The organism is Robertmurraya sp. GLU-23 (assembly GCF_052983275.1).
In genome coordinates, this window is the sequence record NZ_JBRKCV010000016.1 from 49,522 (window position 1) to 67,680 (window position 18,159).

Sequence of the window (18,159 nt, forward strand, 5' to 3'; positions counted from 1 at the left end):
GAATAGGTGCTAAATAATATGTTCATTTTTATCAAGATTTTGTAGCATCTTCTATAATCCAATCAGATGCCCTTAATAAATCAGGAAATACAGCATCAGCTAATGGATCACTGTCTCCAAGAAATACCCCTTTTGTTCCTACTTTCTTCCCTGCTTGGATGTCTGTGTCCGTATCTCCGACCATATAAGACTGCGCTAGGTCAATCTGATATTTTTCGGCTAAGTCAGTAATCATTTTGGAGCCAGGTTTTCTGCATTCACATCCCGCTTTTGGTTTATGAGGGCAGTAGGCCACATCTTTGATAACTGCTCCCTCCTTTTTAAGTTCACCTATCATGTGTTCATGGATTGTTTCCAGTTGATTCACTTTCATGAATCCTAGCCCCACTCCCCCCTGATTAGTCACAACAAAAATGTTATCTCCAAACACATTATTTAATTTTCGAATAGCCTCTGGAACACCAGGTAAGAAAAATAATTCCGATGGCTTGTTTACGAATTTCACTCTTTTTGTTAACACTTCGTTTATAACGCCATCTCTATCTAAAAATACAGCTTGTTTACTCATCTTTATACCTCCTCATTATTTATTGTAATCAATGAAGTATCACTATAAACATTTCTATAAAACAAGATGATAAACCCTCATAGATTTAATTTTCTAAATATTTTCACTTTGTTATTGACTCAGGTGACAAAACATTATAATATTTTTACAAATGTAACGCATATGAACAATTGTAAAAATAAACGATGTTTATTCTGGGGAGGTGACTTTTACTTTGGTACATAAAAAAATCGTTTACGTGGTTTCAGATTCAGTTGGGGATACAGCTGAGTTTGTAGTAAAAGCAGTGGCAACACAATTTAATGGTGGTCTAGTAGAAATTCGCCGCAATTCATATGTAAACGACTTTGAAGATATTGATCATGCGATTATCCAAGCAAAAAATGAATATTCTATTATTGCCTATACCATTGTTGTTCCATATTTAAAGGATTATTTAGACAGAAGGGCAAGAAAAGAAGGAATAGTAGCGGTTGATTTACTTAGTCCATTAATGAATGCGTTTGTTACTAGGTTTAATACAGAGCCTCATCATCAACCGGGCTTAATGCGAAAACTGGATGAGGAATACTTTAAAAAAATTGAAGCGATTGAATTTGCGGTGAAGTACGATGATGGACGGGATCCAAGGGGAGTGACAATGGCCGATATCGTATTGATTGGGGTGTCACGGACTTCAAAAACACCTCTGTCAATGTATCTGGCTCATCAACGATTTAAAGTAGCTAATGTACCATTGGTGCCTGAGATAGACCCGCCAGATGAACTGTTTGAAGTTCCACGAAAAAATTGTATTGGTTTGATTATTTCACCGGATAAATTAAATGAAATTCGTATGGAACGGCTAAAGGCTATGGGTATCCCCTCTCATGCCAAATATGCAAGTTTCGAACGAATTCTTAGCGAACTAGACCATGCTGAAAAAATAATGAAACGAGTTGGCTGTCCGATCATTGATGTTTCAAATAAAGCAGTAGAAGAAAATGCTGGTTTAATTTTAGAAGTGTTAAAAAAGAAAAGGAGCTATTAAAAATGGATAAATTCGTATATTTATTTGATGAAGGTCATGGTGGTATGAAGGATTTGTTAGGGGGAAAAGGTGCAAATCTAGCAGAAATGACAAATATTGGTCTCCCGGTTCCCTTCGGATTTACGATTACTACCCAAGCTTGTAATTCTTACTATGAATCTGGTAAATCGATACCAGATATAGTAGAAAAACAAACTTTAGAAGCTTTAAATTGTTTAGAAGAAAAAATGGGAAAAAAGCTGGGTGACTCACAAAATCCTTTGCTAGTGTCCGTTCGTTCCGGTTCCGTTTTCTCAATGCCTGGAATGATGGATACCATTTTGAACCTTGGAATGAATGATGAAACAGTAGTTGGTATGGCTAAATTAACAGATAACCCGCGTTTTGCTTATGATTCGTATCGCCGTTTCATTCAAATGTTTAGTAATGTCGTCCTTGAGATCGATAGTTATTATTTTGAGCAATTTTTAGACGAAGTGCGCGAGCAAAAAGGCTATACCTCTGACCCTGAAATGACGGCAGAAGATTGGAAAGAGGTAATTGATGGCTATAAGGAAATCGTGAAAAATCATACAAAAAATGAATTTCCTCAGAACCCATTTGAACAGCTTTTCCTAGCGATTAATGCCGTATTTAATTCCTGGAACAACCAGCGTGCCATTGTCTATCGCCGCCTGAATAAAATTCCAGATCATTTAGGAACTGCGGTGAACATCCAAAGTATGGTGTTTGGAAATATGGGAAATGATTCTGGAACCGGTGTTGCCTTTACTAGAAATCCCTCAACTGGTGAAAAGATTCTTTACGGCGAATACTTAATCAATGCCCAGGGCGAAGACGTTGTTGCAGGCATACGTACACCACAGCCCATTGCTACTCTAAAGGCAGATCTGCCTGGGGTTTTCAAGCAATTTGCCGAAACATGCAACCTTCTGGAGAATCATTATAAAGAAATGCAGGATATTGAATTTACGGTAGAGAGAGGGCAGCTTTTCATACTACAAACTCGTAATGGGAAGCGCACAGCACAGGCAGCGATTCGTATTGCAGTTGAAATGGTGGAAGAAGGTTTGATTAATAGAAAGACCGCCTTAATGCGTGTAGACCCAGATCAATTAAACCAATTGCTTCATCGTCGCATCGATGATAAACATCCGCGGACATTGTTAGCAAAAGGATTACCTGCATCGCCAGGAGCAGCTACTGGTCAAGTTGTATTCGATGCAGATGAAGCCGAAGTTTTAGCGAACGAAGGAAAGAAAGTCATCCTCGTTAGACCTGAGACAACGCCAGATGATATCCATGGTATTGTAGCATCCCAAGCGATTGTAACGAGCCGTGGAGGGATGACAAGCCACGCAGCAGTCGTTGCACGTGGAATGGGGAAAGCTTGTATTTGCGGGTGTGAACCCTTAAAGATAAATTTGAAAGCCAAGCAGTTTACGGTAGGAGAAACCATTGTAAATTATGGTGATATCATTACGATTGACGGATCCACTGGTGAAATTATGCTGGGAGAAATACCAATGATTGATCCTGATCTATCTGATGAGTTTCAACTTTTGCTGGCTTGGGCAGACCAAGAACGAAACATTGGAGTTCGTGCCAATGCTGATAACCCGGATGATGCTCTGAAAGCATTTGAATTTGGAGCAGGTGGGATTGGATTATGCCGAACTGAACATATGTTTATGGACGCTAAAAGGATTCCAATCGTACAAAAAATGATTTTAGCTGAACAATACAACGAAAGAATAGAAGCGCTTAAAGAGCTTTTACCAATGCAACAAAGCGACTTTGAAGGAATATTTGAAGCGATGCAGGGTTATCCAGTTACCATTCGTTTACTAGACCCACCTCTTCATGAGTTTTTACCTGATAAAGAAGAAATTTTGGTGGAAGTGACAAAGTTGCAAATGACTCATCTAGATTCAGATGAATTAAAGGAAAAAGAGCAATTGCTGAAAAAGGTTAGCCAGTTAGTTGAGTTTAACCCCATGTTGGGGCACCGTGGTTGCCGACTTGGTATAACTTATCCAGAAATCTATGAGATGCAGGTAAAAGCCATTTTTTATGCGGTTGTCACACTTGCTAAAAAAGGGTTGAAAGTACAGCCAGAAATTATGATCCCGCTTGTTGGCCACGTTAACGAGTTAAAGACAATGCGCCAGTTGGTCGTGGATACAGCCTATCTTGTTCAGGAAGAAACAGGTGAAACGTTCAAGTACACCATTGGAACAATGATTGAAATTCCGCGCGCAGCCTTAACAGCTGACCAAATTGCAAAAGAAGCGGATTTCTTCTCGTTTGGAACGAATGATTTAACACAAACAACATTTGGTTTTAGTCGTGACGATGCAGAAGGAAAATTCCTGCAAGCCTATATTGAAAATAAAGTGCTACTGGAAAATCCATTTGCTGTTCTTGATCAAGATGGTGTGGGTAAGTTAGTTGAAACAGGTGTAAAGCTTGGACGTGAAACAAATCCATCTTTAAAAGCTGGTATATGTGGTGAACATGGAGGAGAAAAGTCTTCAATCGACTTTTGCTATCGTGTTGGCCTGAATTATGTTAGCTGTTCACCTTACCGTGTACCTGTCGCACGATTGGCTGCTGCACAAGCAACTATCCGACATGAGCAAAATAAAGAAGACGTTTATATAACAACGTAAAATTTTCAAAATGAGACGGTATCCGATTGATACCGTCTGTTTTTAAATAGATTAAGTGTGAATCATTCTCTAAAATAATCATTTGAAATTTTTTAACTTTTTGAGGGCTTCCCTTGTTTCATCTACATATCTCATCAAACGATACGGTTTACTCAGTGCCCGTTTTGGAAACTCCCCAATGAATTTGTTTAAATCATCTCTATATTCTTGTGTAAGTCTAGTTGGTTTCGATAGTATTCGGTTATAAATCTCTTTATATAATTCCCTTTTAGGATTCAGGTGCATATCAATTTTACGGTGACAATTTGTACACTCGGTACTAGAAATTTTATCGTTTAAGTACTGAACACAATGAAGTGTTTCTTCATGACATCGTGAGCAATATAGGGAGACATCATACTCTGTGATTTTCAAATCAACCCCTCCTTACCATATATTCCATTAATCACCTTTAATAGGAGTATCTTTCCGTATTATTATGCCGATTTAGACTAGAAATTAATATTATATAATATTCGATTTTTCCTCAAAAAGGTACAAAGTAAAGTTTAATGATTAACTTTTTTTAGAATAGCACTTGCAGTTAATTCATCAGTAATTAAAACATCAATAAACTTTCCTTTTAATGCGCCTAATATACTTTCTACTTTATGTGCCCCTTCAACAACAGCAATCACTTTTTTTACACTTTTTAGTTCTTCTAATGTAATGCCAATCACTTTCGTATTTAATGTATCATGGATAGGCTGGCCATTTTCATCAAAAAATCGAAAACCAATATCTCCTACGGTTCCTACTTCACGAAGATGGAGTAAATCCTCTTCTTGAAGATATCCAAGTTTCATTAAAGTGGAATCAGTAAAAGGGTTGCCAATACCAATCAGTGCGATATCTACATTCCTTCCACTTTCTAACACGGTTTGGACATCCTGCATTCCCATCAGTCGGTCCTTCAATTCTTCCGTTTCAACAATGGCAGGAGCATATAAATAAGTACAAGTACTATGTAACTTTTTGGCTAATTCACTTGCAAGCTGGTTCGCATGGATTTGCACTTGTCTTACACCCATACCACCCTCCAGTGGAACTACCGTAACCTCTTCTCTTCTCTCAAATGGGTATTCAAGGACCACATTAGAGAGTGTCTGTCCCCATGAAATCCCAATGCTTTTAACATCTTTCAGATTATTTGAAATGTAATTAGCACCAGCTTGACCTACTTCCCGCTTAGCCATTTCACCGGTTAATCCGTTATTTGGAACAACCACCACATCATTAAGACCAAAATATCGTTCTAGCTTCCGCTCTAATTCAACTGTGTGGACACTTTCATCCTTAATATACACCTTAACGATTCCTTCATCCTTAGCCTTTTGAAGCAATTTGGATATAACAGGTCTTGAAACACCTAATTTTCCGGCAATCTGTGCCTGCGTCCAGCCATCATTATAATACATACTGGATACCTTCACTAATTGTCTCTTCTCTTGCCAATCCACATTAGCCATCTCCCTTCACGGCAATGATTTAATAACAAATGTAATGTATATGAACATTTTAAACCATAATTTTCAAAAAATCATCTCACCTATAGCAAAAGTGCCGAGAATATTCATTCTCGACACCTACCTTTAAGAACTCTTATATGTTCTCCCGCCATCCAGTAGTAAAATTTGGCCATGTACATATTTACCCTCATCATCGCTTAAATATTTTACAGCATTACATACATCTTTAGGAGTACCCAGACGTCCAATTGGTATTTCTTTTCTTAAACATTCCTTTGACTCTTGTGTCGGATATAAAACATCTAGCATATCCGACTCGATTACCCTTGGTGCTACAACATTTATATTTATATTGTTATACCCCAGATCGTTAACAAGAGCTCTCATTAAACCAAATGCTCCACCTTTTGATGATGAATAGTGGATTCCCCCACCAGAACCTGTGATCGCAGAACCTGATCCAATAATAACGACACTTCCACCATGTTCGATTAAGGGATAAATAGTCTTAATACTATAAAATAGTCCATGAAGATTAACAGCCATCGTCTTTTTCCAAGTAGCCCAATCTATATCAAGGAAATTTAACGTTCTAGTGATACCAGCCGAATAAACAAGTGTATGAATAGTTCCAAACTTCTCCTGTATTTCATTCGCCAGGGATTTCACACTCTCCCATGAACCTGCATCCACCTCAAAAGGAGATAGATTATTCAAGCCACTTTCAGAAATCATTTTGTTTAACATATTAATATTAATATCAGCAACCGCAACACGATGACCTTCTGCACCAAAATCCAAAGCAATTTCTTTCCCAATCCCGTTTGCTCCACCAATAATAAGGATATTTTTTTCTTTCAATTTTTTAACACCTCATTATCCCCGCTTAGTTCATTCACTTCATAATCAAGATATGGTGAACATAGAAGTAGAGCCTTATTAGCCATTGCCTCTATTATTTTTGCTTTTTCATAAATACCTAGCCTTTTATCGTGAAGAGATGCAGGTGGAGAAACTAGCTTCACTTTAATACCTTTTCCCTTAAACTCTCTAGAAAGGCCTTTAGTAAACGATTCTAAGGCACTCTTAGTTGCAGCGTATTGTGGTCCTATCTCTCCTGTTTCAGCTGAACGTGAAGATATATTAATAATTGTCCCTTCTCCAACTTGAAGCATTAGTGGTAAAATTTCTTGACAACAAAGAAAAGGGACATCTAAATTCGTTTCAAATGTGTCTAGCCATTTCTCTGTAGTTAGCTGATCTATAGATTTTATTGAAACCTTTTCTGCATGATTAACAAGTATATCAATTTTACCACTTTTCTCGATAATCTTACTTACAACTGACCTAACAGCCTCAGGTGTTTGAAGGCTATTTGTTATTACATAGGCAGCGCCACCAAAAGAAAGGATCTTTTCTTGAAGATTATCAGCATCCTCCTCATTAAAGCGATGAATCCAAACCTCTGCTCCAGCCCTAGCAAGCTTTTCACAAATTTTTGCACCTAGATGATCGTCCACACCAGTTACAAGTGCTACTTTATGATTTAATGTTAAATCAAACATGACTTCCCTCTTTTCTACGGTTTTATTAGTACTTTTAAAACCTTTTCGGATGGATTATGTGCACATTCAATTGCTTTATCCAGCTCTGATAATGGAAAACGGTGGGTAATCATTTTTTCTACATCAAACACGTTATTTCTTAACATTTGGATGGCACTCTCATAGTTATATGGATTAGATGAATAAGAGCCAATTACTTTTATTTCATCATTAAAAAACCTTGAAGCTGGTATGGCTATATCTGTGTCTTTAAAGGGAGCAAAAACTAATACAGTACCACCTCTTGCTACACACTCCATTGCTTGAGGAAGAAGGGACTGAATTCCTGCTGAAATAATAACAATATCTGCTCCCTTTCCATTTGTTAGCTCCATCACCTTTTTAACTACTTCTTCATCTTGGCTGTTTATTGCTTCATCTGCTCCAAATTCAATTGATTTCTCGAGACGATAAGGATTGATATCGCTAACAATAATCTTTGATGCTAGCAAATGCTTTACGATTTGAATTTGAAGGAGGCCGATTTGGCCAGCGCCCATGATAAAAACTGTATCTCCAGGTTGAGTGTCAATTAATTCAAACCCGTGGAGACAGCAAGCGATTGGCTCTACGAGGGCTCCTTCCTCATAACTCAACTCATCCGGGAGCCGCCCCATTGTATGTCTTACGTGTAAAGCGGGAACACGAATATATTCTGAAAAACCACCCGGGTCAAGATTTGTTTGTTTAAATTGATCACAAAGGCTGTATGAACCTCTTTTGCAATAATGACATGTGAAACACGGAACATGATGGGCCACAAATACTCTGTCACCCATTTGGTAATCTTTTACCTCTGCTCCTACTTTTACTATTTCTCCTGAGACCTCATGACCGAGTACCGTTTGTGGGGGAACCTTTTGATCAAGTACTTTATGAATATCTGTACCGCAAAGTCCACAAGCATGCATTTTTATTAATACTTCATCCTCCCCAATGCTAGGAATTGGACGGTCTTCACACTTTATGTTTTCTTTGTCATAAAAGGCCGCTACTTTCATTCGTAATTCTTTGTCCTTAGACTCATTTTGACTGTACTGAGTCACAACGTTCACGAATACCACATCCTTCTAATTTACTTTCAATAACTTCTAATAATTCCTTATATCCTTCGAGATTACTAGATACCCAGTATCTACCGCCTAATAGACGATATTTCCCAATCCTTATAAAAGCCTTTCCTACATAACCGTAGTCTTTAAGTGTCAGTTCCTCAACGTCTTGCCATTTATATTCATGCTTTCTCCAAAACCCTTCAAAAACAATGGATTCAGGTGTTAGCGTAATACTGGATGGATTATTTAAACCTATTAGAGAAGATATTAATAATAGAGGCATTGCAAATAAGATTAGTTGATATATACCCAATGGGCCATTCATTATTACTCCATGTACTGCCCATATAAACAAACCAATCATTAATACCACCGGAAAAATAATAGAAAGCCAAAGTACATGGGTACTGTATCGATAGTGCTTCATAATCCTTCCCCCATTTGTAGAAAAAGCAAAAAAACACTAAATTAGTTTTTTTGCTTTTTCTTTTCTTTTTATTATTTATTCAATATAGCTAATAATTTTTTGAATATCAGCATCAATTCCAACTCCTGTTAGGAAAGAAATCGTTTGAATAACTGGTGTGTCTCCAGTACCACTAACCGGCGTAGTCGTAACAATTAAATCTGCGCCTGTGGCCTTTGAAGGTACCTCAGATGCTTTACATTGTTCAACAATAACATTTATGCCTTTATTCTTTAGAGTTTCCTCTATCTTTTTCGCTACTACAGTTGATGTTGCAACCGCTGTTCCACAAGATACTAAGATTTTCTTTGCCATATTAAATTCCCCCTATGTTTATTTTATTAGTTATTGTTTAAGCCTTGAATGAATTTCCATTTTCCCCTGTTGTAATAACAGGCTTTAAAGTCTTTGGATCTAATCCCATTTCATTTGCATATTGTTTTTTAATGTCATTTCGTACCCAGTACCAAAGTAAAGCATAGGCAGCCGCTGCAACAATCGCTCCAATAAAGTATGGGTTACTTGGATCTAATAAGCGAACAATAATCCATGGAATAACGTGGGATCCTAAATCAATTCCAGAGATTTGGGTTGCTCCCTCAGGGAAATCAAAACCGACTGCTCTTCCCATGGTTGTTGCTAAATCTGCAAGATTAGTAGCAATAAAGAATACAATCATTAAAGTTACGATACTATTAATAATCCCTCGAATAATATTTCCTCTTGCTGCTGCAACTGCCCAAACCACAGTGAATGGAAGAACCGCAAAATCTGCAAAAGGTAACATTCCGTTATACGGAAGAATTACAGCTAACAATAGAGTGATAGGAACCATGATTAACGCAACAGCCATATTAGATGCGGTTCCAATTACGATTGCTGTATCAAGGCCAATATAAACATTTTTCCCTGGGAACTTTTTGTTAATTAGGTCTCGAGCTCCTTCAGAAATAGGAATAAGTCCTTCCATCAAAAGCGCTACCATTCTTGGCATTAGGATTAATACTGCCGACATTTGTATACCCAATGTTAGAATCCCTTTTGCATCGTACCCCCCTAGAAATCCGATAAGAAGACCTAGTACTAACCCCATTACAAGTGGTTCACCGAATATACCAAATTTCTTTTTTAACGTTTCAGGGTCTGCCTCAATTTTATTAATTCCTGGTATCTTGTCTAAGATTCTGTTACTTGCGTAGGTGATAGGAGCAAAGTTAACTGTCTCGGAATGAGCCATTGAAACTCCCTTCAGACCAAAGTGGTGTTCAACCGCTGGAGCAGTCCAGTCTGCCAACTTTAGTGTAATAGCTGAAACAATTAATCCCACCGCAATCGCTAGAATCATATTGTCATAAGCATAATAAGTTACAGAAGCAGCAAAGATTAGATGCCAAAAGTTCCAAATATCTACGTTAAGCGTCTTAGTTAAATTCGTTGATAGCATGATTACGTTTAAAACTAAGACTAACGGAATCATTAATGGGGCAACTGGTGTTCCAAATGAAATGGCCGCTCCTATTGGCCAACCAACATCGAGAATATCAAGGTTTAGTCCTAATTTTTCTACCATCGCTTGTGCTGCAGGTCCAATTGCTCCGGATAAAAGGCCAATAACAAGATTTACCCCTATAAATCCAATCCCGATAGTAATACCAGCAGTAAATGACCTTTTGAAGCCTTGCTTTAGAAACAAACCAAAAACCGTCATAATGATTGGAAGCATGATCGAAGGACCTAAATCTAATACAAAATCAACAGCTTGCTTAATCATCGAAAGACCCCCTAATTTTTAGTTAGCGCTTACATTTCAGTTGAAATAACATGTTAAACACTAATTTGGTTTAACTCTCTGTCTAAAACAGCAACAACTTCTTTAGCAGATTGGGCACCCCTTAATTGGGACATCACTGTTTCATTTTGAAAAACATCCATTAATCTCTCTAGCATAACCAATTGCTTTGAGGGTTCTGTAATGGCTAACATTAGTACAATTTCAACGCTTACTGGTGTTTCAGCACTACCCATCACTTTAAATTCTACAGGATCTTCTAATATGGCAATCGAAATCATAGGGCTAACCACATGCTCTGGATCTGTATGAGGAATTGCCACTCCCATATTCGCTAGTGGTAATCCAGTTGGAAAAACCTTTTCCCTTTCTAATATAGACGGTAGAAAGGAGTCTTTTACATAATTCAGTTTTTTCAATTCTTCAAACAGTACAGTAATGACCTCATTACTATTTTTTGCTTTTAGATTCAACCGAACTACCTTTTCATCAAGATTTATTAATTTTCCCATAAAGTTACCCTCCTTCTTTATGTAATGCTGGAACAAACCTTTACTTTTGTTCACCTTTGTTACATTTGTAATTATCATAAAATATCTAAACCGAACAGTCAAGTTGTTTTTAGATAATTCTAACTATTAACTTTTTCGACATTTATATAATAGAATGCAGTATTACACGAAAAAGCCTACTACAAGTAAGCTTTTTACGTGCAAAAATCTACTATACCGCTGATTGGACTGCTTTTTGTTGTTTTCTTAGCTTATTAACCGCATTCACTGCGGCTTCGTAGAAAGTCTCCGATAATGACGGATGCGGATGAATCATTTTGGCAGCCTCATCTATCGTCCCTTCTAAATACATGAAAGCGGAAGCTTCTGAGATCATTTCCGTTACATGTGACCCAGCCATAACCACACCGATGATTTCACCGTATTTTGCCTCATAGATAATCTTTGTAAATCCTTCCGGTTCTCCAGCACTCAGTGCTTTCCCACTACCAGCAAAGTCAAATTTTTCTACACAAATATCAATCCCTTGTTTTTTCGCTTCCTCCTCCGACAGACCAACGGAGGCGATTTCAGGGAGCGTATAAATACAACGGGGCATGACTTTATAGTCGATAACATCCATCTCTCCAGCAGCATTATTCGCGGCAACAATTCCTTCTGCACTTGCCGCGTGTGCGAGCTGCCAACCGCCGATCACATCCCCAACTGCATAAACATGATTGTGAGTTGTTTCCATCTTTTTATTAACTTTAATGAATGGGCCGTTCTGTTCTAGATTAAGTTCTGTGACTGCGGATAAATTTGGGCGGCGTCCAGTGCTTACGAGTAATGTATCTGCTTGCAATGAAAGCTCTTTTCCCTTTGAATCCTGGCAAATGACCTTTTTCAAACCCTCTGTTTCTTGAACTCTTTGCACTTTTGCACCTGTATGGATGTTGATTCCCTTTTTCTTTAACATCTTTGTTAAAAATTTTGAAGCTTCCACATCTTCTGTGGGGATGATCCGGTCAGCAGCCTCGACAATACTTACTTGTGCTTTAAGAGATGCAAAAATAGTCGCAAATTCAACTCCAATCACTCCGCCACCAATAATAATTACTGATTTAGGAATCTCTGGAATATCAAAGATCGTATCACTTGTATCAAAATGAACGGTATCCAGCCCAGCAATTGGCGGCACAGCAGGGGTCGACCCCGTTGCGACAATCACTTTTGCAGCCTTAACAGTCTCTTCCCCATCAGATGTTTTTACCTTTACTTCTCCGCCGGGTAGAACCGATCCATATCCGTTATAAACATCAATCTTCCCCTGTTTTAGTAGAAAGGCGATGCCTCCACGTAGACGCTGAATCACATCATCTTTTCGCCTTTTCATTTTGCTAAAAGAAAAGCTAAGGTCACCAGTTTCAATGCCCCAATCCTTCGCCTTTTCAATTTGCTCAATGACTTCAGAATGTTTCAAATAGGTCTTTGATGGGATACAGCCGCGGTTTAGACATGTTCCACCGAGGAAGTCTGCCTCGATGAGAGCAGTTTTTTTACCAAGCTCCGCAGCATGCAAGGCAGCTACATAGCCTCCGGGTCCTCCTCCAACCACAACTATATCGTAGGATTCCACCATGTATTATTCACCCCCTATACCAATAACTCGTATGGACTTTCCAGTATTTGCTTTAACTCTGTTAAGAACGCAGCAGCCGGTGCTCCATCCATCGCTCGGTGGTCGAAGGATAGACTAAGCGTCATCATAGGACGTATTTCAAGAGCACCATTTATAGCCACAGGCTTATCTTGAATTCGACCAACACCAAGAATGGCACTTTCAGGCTGATTAATAATTGGAGTAAATGCATCAACTGCATACATACCCAGGTTACTAATGGTAAATGTAGATCCCTTCATTTGATCTGGAAGTAATTTATTTTCGCGAGCACGTTTACCAATTTCTTTTGCGTCACTTGTTAACTCTGCAAGTCCCTTACTCAAAACATCTTTAATTACTGGAACCATTAATCCATCCTGGACAGCAACAGCTAGTCCGATATGAACCTGGCTATGCTGAATAATTTCGTCCCCGTCAATTGATACATTTACCTGTGGGTGACGAGCCAGTGCTACACCTACAGCTTTTACGAGGATATCAGTAAACGACAACCGGAAGCCTGTTTGCTTTTCAATTACAGGTAGAAGTGTTTGACGAAGTTCCTTTACCTTCAACATTTCCACTTCTGTCGTTAATGTTACATGTGGTGCTGTGTAAGCACTTTGTGCCATTCTGTCAGCAATTACTTTTCTCATACCCGTCATTTTTCTTCGCTGTGCAGCTGGTATAGAAGCGGCTGCTGGTGGTGCTGGCTTAGAAGAGTTTGCGGTTACCACATCAGCTTTAACGATTTTCCCGTTCGCACCGCTACCAGTTACGGCAGATAAGTCTACTTGTTCGGCTAAGGCAATTTTCCTTGCAAGAGGAGTAGCTTTTGATGCTGATGCAGTAGCTTCTAGATGACTAAGCACATCTTTTTTATGCACACGACCATTTGGGCCGCTGCCTTTAATGAATACCAATTCAAGTTTATTCGAGCGTGCCATTTGGCGTGCTGCCGGGGTTGCACGTGGTTTCTCACCTTTTTGAATATTACTTACTAGTACAGGTTCCTCTTGACGTTCGGAAATCACCTCTTCTATTTGTTCCTCTGCTGTTGGTTCTTCCCCAGCAATCCCTGGTGAACTGTCAGGTACTTTTTCTCCTACTTCGCCAATGTAACCAATAATTTGGTTGACCGGAACTTCAGCGTCGACATCAAAGTATTTTTTTAATAATACACCTTCATCGTAAGCCTCTACTTCAATATTGATTTTGTCTGTCATTATTTCAAAAAGTGGTTCACCTATTTCAACGGTTTCCCCTTCTTCTTTAAGCCACTGAAGGAGGGTACCCACTGCCATCGTGCTGCTTAGCTTCGGCATAAATATTTCTTTTGCCATATTGCCCCTCCTCCTTACTTATTCTTAACAGTTTCTTTAACAGCTTCGATAATATCTGGAACTTGCGGAATGGCCGCTCTTTCTAATTTAGGATTATAAGGAATCGGAACCTCTTTACCGCCGAGTCGCTTGATTGGAGCATCTAAATAGTCAAATGCTTCGCTTTCAGCAACCACACTAACGATTTCTCCACCGAATCCTCCCCGTTGCACAGCTTCATGAACAACAATTAAACGTCCTGTCTTCTTTACAGAATTAATAATCGTTTCTTTATCGAGTGGAACAATGGTACGAGGATCCACTACTTCTACACTGATTCCTTCTTTTTCAAGTTCCACTGCTGCTTCCATCGCTTTATGAACCATGATAGCAGTAGCAACAATTGTGACATCTGTTCCTTCACGCTTGATATCTGCTTTACCTAATTCAATTTTGTAGGATTCCTCAGGAACATCACCCGTCGTTTTATACAATAGTTTGTGTTCGTAGAAAATAACTGGGTTATCATCGTCAATGGCTGCTTTTAACAAACCTTTTACATCATAAGCTGTGGACGGCTGAACAACTTTTAATCCTGGAATATGAGCCATCCATGCTTCAAGACTTTGTGAATGTTGGGCAGCAGCACCGGTTCCCGAACCAGCTGGTGTCCGTAATACCATTGGTACTTTTCCCTTGCCTCCAAACATATAACGGGTCTTCGCAGCTTGGTTCACCATTTGATCCATAGCGATCGTAATAAAATCAGAAAATTGGAGTTCTAATATAGGACGCATTCCTGTTAATGCCGATCCTATTGCCGCACCAGCAATCGCCGCTTCTGAGATGGGTGTATTACGGACACGTTCAGGTCCAAACTCTTCAATCATTCCACGTGTTACACCAAAAGCTCCTCCATAAACACCGATATCTTCACCAAGAATAAATACATCATTGTTTTCCCGCATTTCTAAGCTCATTGCTTCCCTTACTGCTTCTAAATAGGTTATTTGTCTAGTAGCCATAATTTCTACTCCTCTCTTTACGCGTAAACGTCCTCTAGTAAACTATCAAGGGATGGTTCCGGGCTGCTTTCAGCAAATTTCACAGCATTCTCGACTTCCTGGTTTGCCGCCTCCTGAAGTTGTTTTGCGGTTTCTTCTGTTAATACACCAGCATCGATTAACGTTTCTTTAAAACGCTTGATTCCGTCTTTTTCTCTCCATTCTTTTTCTTCCTCACGGGTACGATATTTTTTCGCATCGCTCTTGGAATGTCCTTTCCAGCGATACGTTTTCATTTCGATTAATGTTGGGCCGTTGCCACCACGTGCATGTTCAACTGCTTCATGAACGGTATTCATGATTTCTATCATGTCAAGACCGTCAACCACATGACCAGGGATTCCGTAACCACTAGCCCGATCAGCAATATTTTCCACACGAGTCATTTCCTTAACTGGACCTGACATCCCGTATTGATTGTTTTCACATATAAAGACAACGGGAAGGTCCCAGATGGCTGCTAGATTCACAGATTCATGGAAACTTCCTTCATTAGAAGCACCATCACCGAAGAAACAAAGAACCACATAATCTTCTTTTTTCATTTTCGACGTTAGAGCTGCTCCTACAGCAAGAGGAAGACCTCCACCGACAATTCCATTTGCCCCTAAATTCCCTTTTTCTACATCGGCAATATGCATGGATCCGCCTTTTCCTTTACAATACCCTGTTTCTCTGCCGAAGAGTTCTGCCATCATCTTGTTAACATCGCCTTCTTTTGAAATACAGTGTCCATGTCCTCGGTGTGTGCTTATGATCTTATCTTTTCTGCCAATCACCGCTATAGAACCTGCCGCAGATGCCTCTTGGCCAACACATAAATGTGTTGTACCGTGGATTAACCCCTTCGCAAAGAACTGGTCAACCTTCTCATCAAAATATCGGATTAACCACATTTCTTTATATAAATCTTTTAATTTCTGCTCAGTAATCATCTCAGGAAGCTTTAATGTTTTAACCATCATTATCTGTTCCTCCTTTTACATTTGTTCTATACTGTTACCTTTGTAAACATCATATAATCTATCCACATTTTAGTCAAGAAAAAAACGTTATTTTTTCGATACTTTTTATTGGACAAATATTGATATACCAACGATGGTAACGGTTCCAAAAATGCCATGGATTTAAAAAAGGGAAAAAGAGATCAAGTTTCATTAAACTAGATCCACCTTTCCCCTTTTGTTTATTTTACTGAAATTACTGTTCCTTCATTAATAGTATTTGGGAAGGAATATGGTGATGCAAACACCGCTCCAGGCAGAACTTCTTCCATTGGCTCCTGGAAGTAAATGGATACATGCCCTAATTCCTTAAAATTCTTGTTTGCAAGGTCACCTAATGCGGTAATGGTGAAACTCTCTTCACCGAACTGAATCGTTCCTCCCTGCTTTAATGGCTCCTCTTCTAGATTCTCAAATTCATGAATAACAGCCATTTCTCTTAATTCCTTCGGTGCTTGTGGACCAAATAAAATTAATATTTTATCTTCTTTAAACGTTGGTACTAATACTCCAATTTCTTTTACCACTGATTTTGTCATGTTGATCCTCCCATTTGTTCGCTTGTCTCTTTATAGTGTCACAAGTGGACGTTGTTCTGTGCTTGTTGGAAAAAGCTGATCTTGAAGTGATCGTAACTTCCATACAGTTGTATTTGTATCTAATTCCACATCATCTTGAGTTAGGAATTGACCTGTCTTGATATCCTTTTTAGCAACTACTTTTCCACTGATTAAACCAATTGGTATATGTCCGTTTACCTTCATGTCCCGGTGCGTTTCAAGGACACCACGCACACTATAGCCACCAATTCCATCTAATGTTTCACCTGCTTTAATGTCCCGTTTTGCCACAGCAACGGTTTCAGAAATCGGTGCTCCAAGTGGATGAATAGAAGAATCATGTTCTAATACTGCTTTTGCGATTGTAATTGGAGTTTCTAAACTGGCTAAGTGGTATGGACGATAAAACACATAGTGTGGTCCATTACCCACTTTTAAGTAGCGAAGTTCTTCGTCAACTGGTTCAAGATCACTTTTTACAATGACGAATACTCCCGGTGCTAAACCGTTTACATATTCTACAACGCCGAAGTTATCTAGTACTCCTCCATTTTCCTTTAGGTCTAATTTATCAGCAACATCTTGAACAGTTGCAGATACACCGTGCATTCCGACTTTATCTGGTACTAAGCCAATCGCGTTACTTAAAAGATTCATTTCCGCCATTGTTTTTGTTCCATCTTGGAATGCAGCTAGCATATGTGCACTCATATGTTTTGCCTTGGCTTCAGCTGCAGCTACGTCTGGGTTTGATAGCGGGTTGAATGGATTATTTTTGCCTTTCCCAGCAACCAACACTTCTAAGCCCATTGTTTTAGCAAATTCATATAATTCTAGAGTGGCAGCTGGCTCATCCCCTGCAGAGCCTGTGTATACCAACCCAGCATTCGTAAACATTTGGTACATAATTGAACCGATTGTGATATCAACCTCTACGTTAAGAAGGACAATGTGTTTTTTCGAACGCAAAGCCTCCAGTGACACGTTTGCTCCCACTTCTGGAACACCCGTTGCATCAACAATCACTTCTACATGATTTGACTGGATAACATCTCGATAGTCGTTCGATACAACCATTGGATCTTTTCTTGTAGATTGTGAGGAATAATAATCAGCTGCTTTTTGTGCCGCCTGAACATTTACATCACAAACACCTGTTACGATCATACCAGGGATTTTTGAGATTTGTGCAATCATTCCAAAACCCATTTGCCCTGCACCGATAACCCCTACTTTAATTGGTGCATTTTCACGTTCTCGTTGTAAAAGCTTAGTGTAAATTGACATAATAATTCCTCCCAAAGGTTAATTAATACGCTTACAATTTTCTTTGTAGAATAGTATTCTTTTAATTGGTTTTTTA

17 protein-coding genes are annotated in these 18,159 nt (G+C 38.9%); 2 read left to right on the top strand and 15 right to left on the bottom strand.

What is annotated here, in order from left to right:
* Nucleotides 1–31: 31 nt before the first annotated feature.
* Nucleotides 32–568 carry a D-glycero-alpha-D-manno-heptose-1,7-bisphosphate 7-phosphatase gene (locus tag ACVBAX_RS20000; RefSeq protein WP_447118553.1) on the bottom strand — a complete coding sequence of 179 codons (537 nt, stop codon included), beginning with the start codon at nucleotides 566–568 and terminating at the stop codon, nucleotides 32–34.
* Nucleotides 569–782: 214 nt separating this feature from the next.
* On the opposite strand from ACVBAX_RS20000, the gene ACVBAX_RS20005 reads away from it, so the two are divergent.
* Together ACVBAX_RS20005 and ppdK are read left to right on the top strand one after the other, a co-directional pair.
* Complete coding sequence (locus tag ACVBAX_RS20005; RefSeq protein WP_447118554.1) at nucleotides 783–1,598, top strand: pyruvate, water dikinase regulatory protein; 816 nt, start codon at nucleotides 783–785, stop codon at nucleotides 1,596–1,598.
* Nucleotides 1,599–1,600: 2 nt separating this feature from the next.
* Complete coding sequence (gene ppdK / locus ACVBAX_RS20010; protein ID WP_447118555.1) at nucleotides 1,601–4,270, top strand: pyruvate, phosphate dikinase; 2,670 nt, start codon at nucleotides 1,601–1,603, stop codon at nucleotides 4,268–4,270.
* Between the two features lie 548 nt (nucleotides 4,271–4,818).
* On the opposite strand, the gene ACVBAX_RS20015 is transcribed toward ppdK, so the two are convergent.
* The 14 genes from ACVBAX_RS20015 to ACVBAX_RS20080 all read right to left on the bottom strand — a co-directional run bounded on the left by ACVBAX_RS20015 (nucleotide 4,819) and on the right by ACVBAX_RS20080 (nucleotide 18,083).
* Nucleotides 4,819–5,727: a sugar-binding transcriptional regulator gene (locus ACVBAX_RS20015; RefSeq protein WP_447118594.1), complete on the bottom strand. Its 909-nt coding sequence runs from the start codon at nucleotides 5,725–5,727 to the stop codon at nucleotides 4,819–4,821.
* Nucleotides 5,728–5,901: 174 nt separating this feature from the next.
* Nucleotides 5,902–6,639, bottom strand: coding sequence for an SDR family NAD(P)-dependent oxidoreductase (locus ACVBAX_RS20020; RefSeq protein ID WP_447118556.1), 738 nt, complete (start codon nucleotides 6,637–6,639; stop codon nucleotides 5,902–5,904).
* Entirely contained in the window at nucleotides 6,636–7,343 is a 708-nt protein-coding gene (locus tag ACVBAX_RS20025) for an SDR family NAD(P)-dependent oxidoreductase (protein WP_447118557.1), read from the bottom strand. Before ACVBAX_RS20025 ends, ACVBAX_RS20020 begins: the two co-directional genes overlap by 4 nt.
* 14 nt (nucleotides 7,344–7,357) lie before the next feature.
* Entirely contained in the window at nucleotides 7,358–8,437 is a 1,080-nt protein-coding gene (locus tag ACVBAX_RS20030; protein ID WP_447118558.1) for a zinc-dependent dehydrogenase, read from the bottom strand.
* The gene (locus tag ACVBAX_RS20035; protein WP_447118559.1) at nucleotides 8,406–8,864 is read right to left on the bottom strand and encodes a hypothetical protein; all 459 of its coding nucleotides are present in this window, start codon (nucleotides 8,862–8,864) and stop codon (nucleotides 8,406–8,408) included. Before ACVBAX_RS20035 ends, ACVBAX_RS20030 begins: the two co-directional genes overlap by 32 nt.
* A gap of 75 nt (nucleotides 8,865–8,939) precedes the next feature.
* Nucleotides 8,940–9,218, bottom strand: a complete 279-nt coding sequence (locus ACVBAX_RS20040; RefSeq protein ID WP_447118560.1) for a PTS sugar transporter subunit IIB — start codon at nucleotides 9,216–9,218, stop codon at nucleotides 8,940–8,942.
* Nucleotides 9,219–9,255: 37 nt separating this feature from the next.
* Nucleotides 9,256–10,674 (bottom strand): PTS galactitol transporter subunit IIC, encoded by a 1,419-nt coding sequence (locus ACVBAX_RS20045; RefSeq protein WP_447118561.1) that lies wholly within the window; start codon nucleotides 10,672–10,674, stop codon nucleotides 9,256–9,258.
* A gap of 53 nt (nucleotides 10,675–10,727) precedes the next feature.
* The gene (locus ACVBAX_RS20050) at nucleotides 10,728–11,204 is read right to left on the bottom strand and encodes a PTS sugar transporter subunit IIA (protein WP_447118562.1); all 477 of its coding nucleotides are present in this window, start codon (nucleotides 11,202–11,204) and stop codon (nucleotides 10,728–10,730) included.
* A 211-nt stretch (nucleotides 11,205–11,415) separates the two neighbouring features.
* Entirely contained in the window at nucleotides 11,416–12,825 is a 1,410-nt protein-coding gene (lpdA, locus tag ACVBAX_RS20055; RefSeq protein ID WP_447118563.1) for a dihydrolipoyl dehydrogenase, read from the bottom strand.
* 14 nt (nucleotides 12,826–12,839) lie between these two features.
* Entirely contained in the window at nucleotides 12,840–14,189 is a 1,350-nt protein-coding gene (locus ACVBAX_RS20060; protein WP_430776489.1) for a 2-oxo acid dehydrogenase subunit E2, read from the bottom strand.
* Nucleotides 14,190–14,203: 14 nt separating this feature from the next.
* Nucleotides 14,204–15,193: an alpha-ketoacid dehydrogenase subunit beta gene (locus ACVBAX_RS20065; RefSeq protein ID WP_119709613.1), complete on the bottom strand. Its 990-nt coding sequence runs from the start codon at nucleotides 15,191–15,193 to the stop codon at nucleotides 14,204–14,206.
* A gap of 17 nt (nucleotides 15,194–15,210) precedes the next feature.
* Nucleotides 15,211–16,194: a pyruvate dehydrogenase (acetyl-transferring) E1 component subunit alpha gene (gene pdhA / locus ACVBAX_RS20070; protein ID WP_447118595.1), complete on the bottom strand. Its 984-nt coding sequence runs from the start codon at nucleotides 16,192–16,194 to the stop codon at nucleotides 15,211–15,213.
* Nucleotides 16,195–16,418: 224 nt separating this feature from the next.
* A complete protein-coding gene (locus ACVBAX_RS20075) occupies nucleotides 16,419–16,775 on the bottom strand; it encodes a PTS glucitol/sorbitol transporter subunit IIA (protein ID WP_119709614.1) in 357 nt (118 codons plus the stop codon).
* A 30-nt stretch (nucleotides 16,776–16,805) separates the two neighbouring features.
* Complete coding sequence (locus ACVBAX_RS20080) at nucleotides 16,806–18,083, bottom strand: NAD(P)H-dependent oxidoreductase (RefSeq protein ID WP_447118564.1); 1,278 nt, start codon at nucleotides 18,081–18,083, stop codon at nucleotides 16,806–16,808.
* Between the last annotated feature and the right edge of the window lie 76 nt (nucleotides 18,084–18,159).

Excerpts from the sequence above, each read along its gene's own strand:
- ACVBAX_RS20000 (WP_447118553.1), bottom strand. The coding sequence starts at position 568 with ATGAGTAAACAAGCTGTATTTTTAGATAGAGATGGCGTTATAAACGAA.
- ppdK (WP_447118555.1), top strand. The coding sequence starts at position 1,601 with ATGGATAAATTCGTATATTTATTTGATGAAGGTCATGGTGGTATGAAG.
- ACVBAX_RS20015 (WP_447118594.1), bottom strand. The coding sequence starts at position 5,727 with ATGTATTATAATGATGGCTGGACGCAGGCACAGATTGCCGGAAAATTA.
- ACVBAX_RS20025 (WP_447118557.1), bottom strand. The coding sequence starts at position 7,343 with ATGTTTGATTTAACATTAAATCATAAAGTAGCACTTGTAACTGGTGTG.
- ACVBAX_RS20035 (WP_447118559.1), bottom strand. The coding sequence starts at position 8,864 with ATGAAGCACTATCGATACAGTACCCATGTACTTTGGCTTTCTATTATT.
- ACVBAX_RS20040 (WP_447118560.1), bottom strand. The coding sequence starts at position 9,218 with ATGGCAAAGAAAATCTTAGTATCTTGTGGAACAGCGGTTGCAACATCA.
- ACVBAX_RS20045 (WP_447118561.1), bottom strand. The coding sequence starts at position 10,674 with ATGATTAAGCAAGCTGTTGATTTTGTATTAGATTTAGGTCCTTCGATC.
- ACVBAX_RS20050 (WP_447118562.1), bottom strand. The coding sequence starts at position 11,204 with ATGGGAAAATTAATAAATCTTGATGAAAAGGTAGTTCGGTTGAATCTA.
- lpdA (WP_447118563.1), bottom strand. The coding sequence starts at position 12,825 with ATGGTGGAATCCTACGATATAGTTGTGGTTGGAGGAGGACCCGGAGGC.
- ACVBAX_RS20060 (WP_430776489.1), bottom strand. The coding sequence starts at position 14,189 with ATGGCAAAAGAAATATTTATGCCGAAGCTAAGCAGCACGATGGCAGTG.
- ACVBAX_RS20065 (WP_119709613.1), bottom strand. The coding sequence starts at position 15,193 with ATGGCTACTAGACAAATAACCTATTTAGAAGCAGTAAGGGAAGCAATG.
- pdhA (WP_447118595.1), bottom strand. The coding sequence starts at position 16,194 with ATGGTTAAAACATTAAAGCTTCCTGAGATGATTACTGAGCAGAAATTA.
- ACVBAX_RS20075 (WP_119709614.1), bottom strand. The coding sequence starts at position 16,775 with ATGACAAAATCAGTGGTAAAAGAAATTGGAGTATTAGTACCAACGTTT.
- ACVBAX_RS20080 (WP_447118564.1), bottom strand. The coding sequence starts at position 18,083 with ATGTCAATTTACACTAAGCTTTTACAACGAGAACGTGAAAATGCACCA.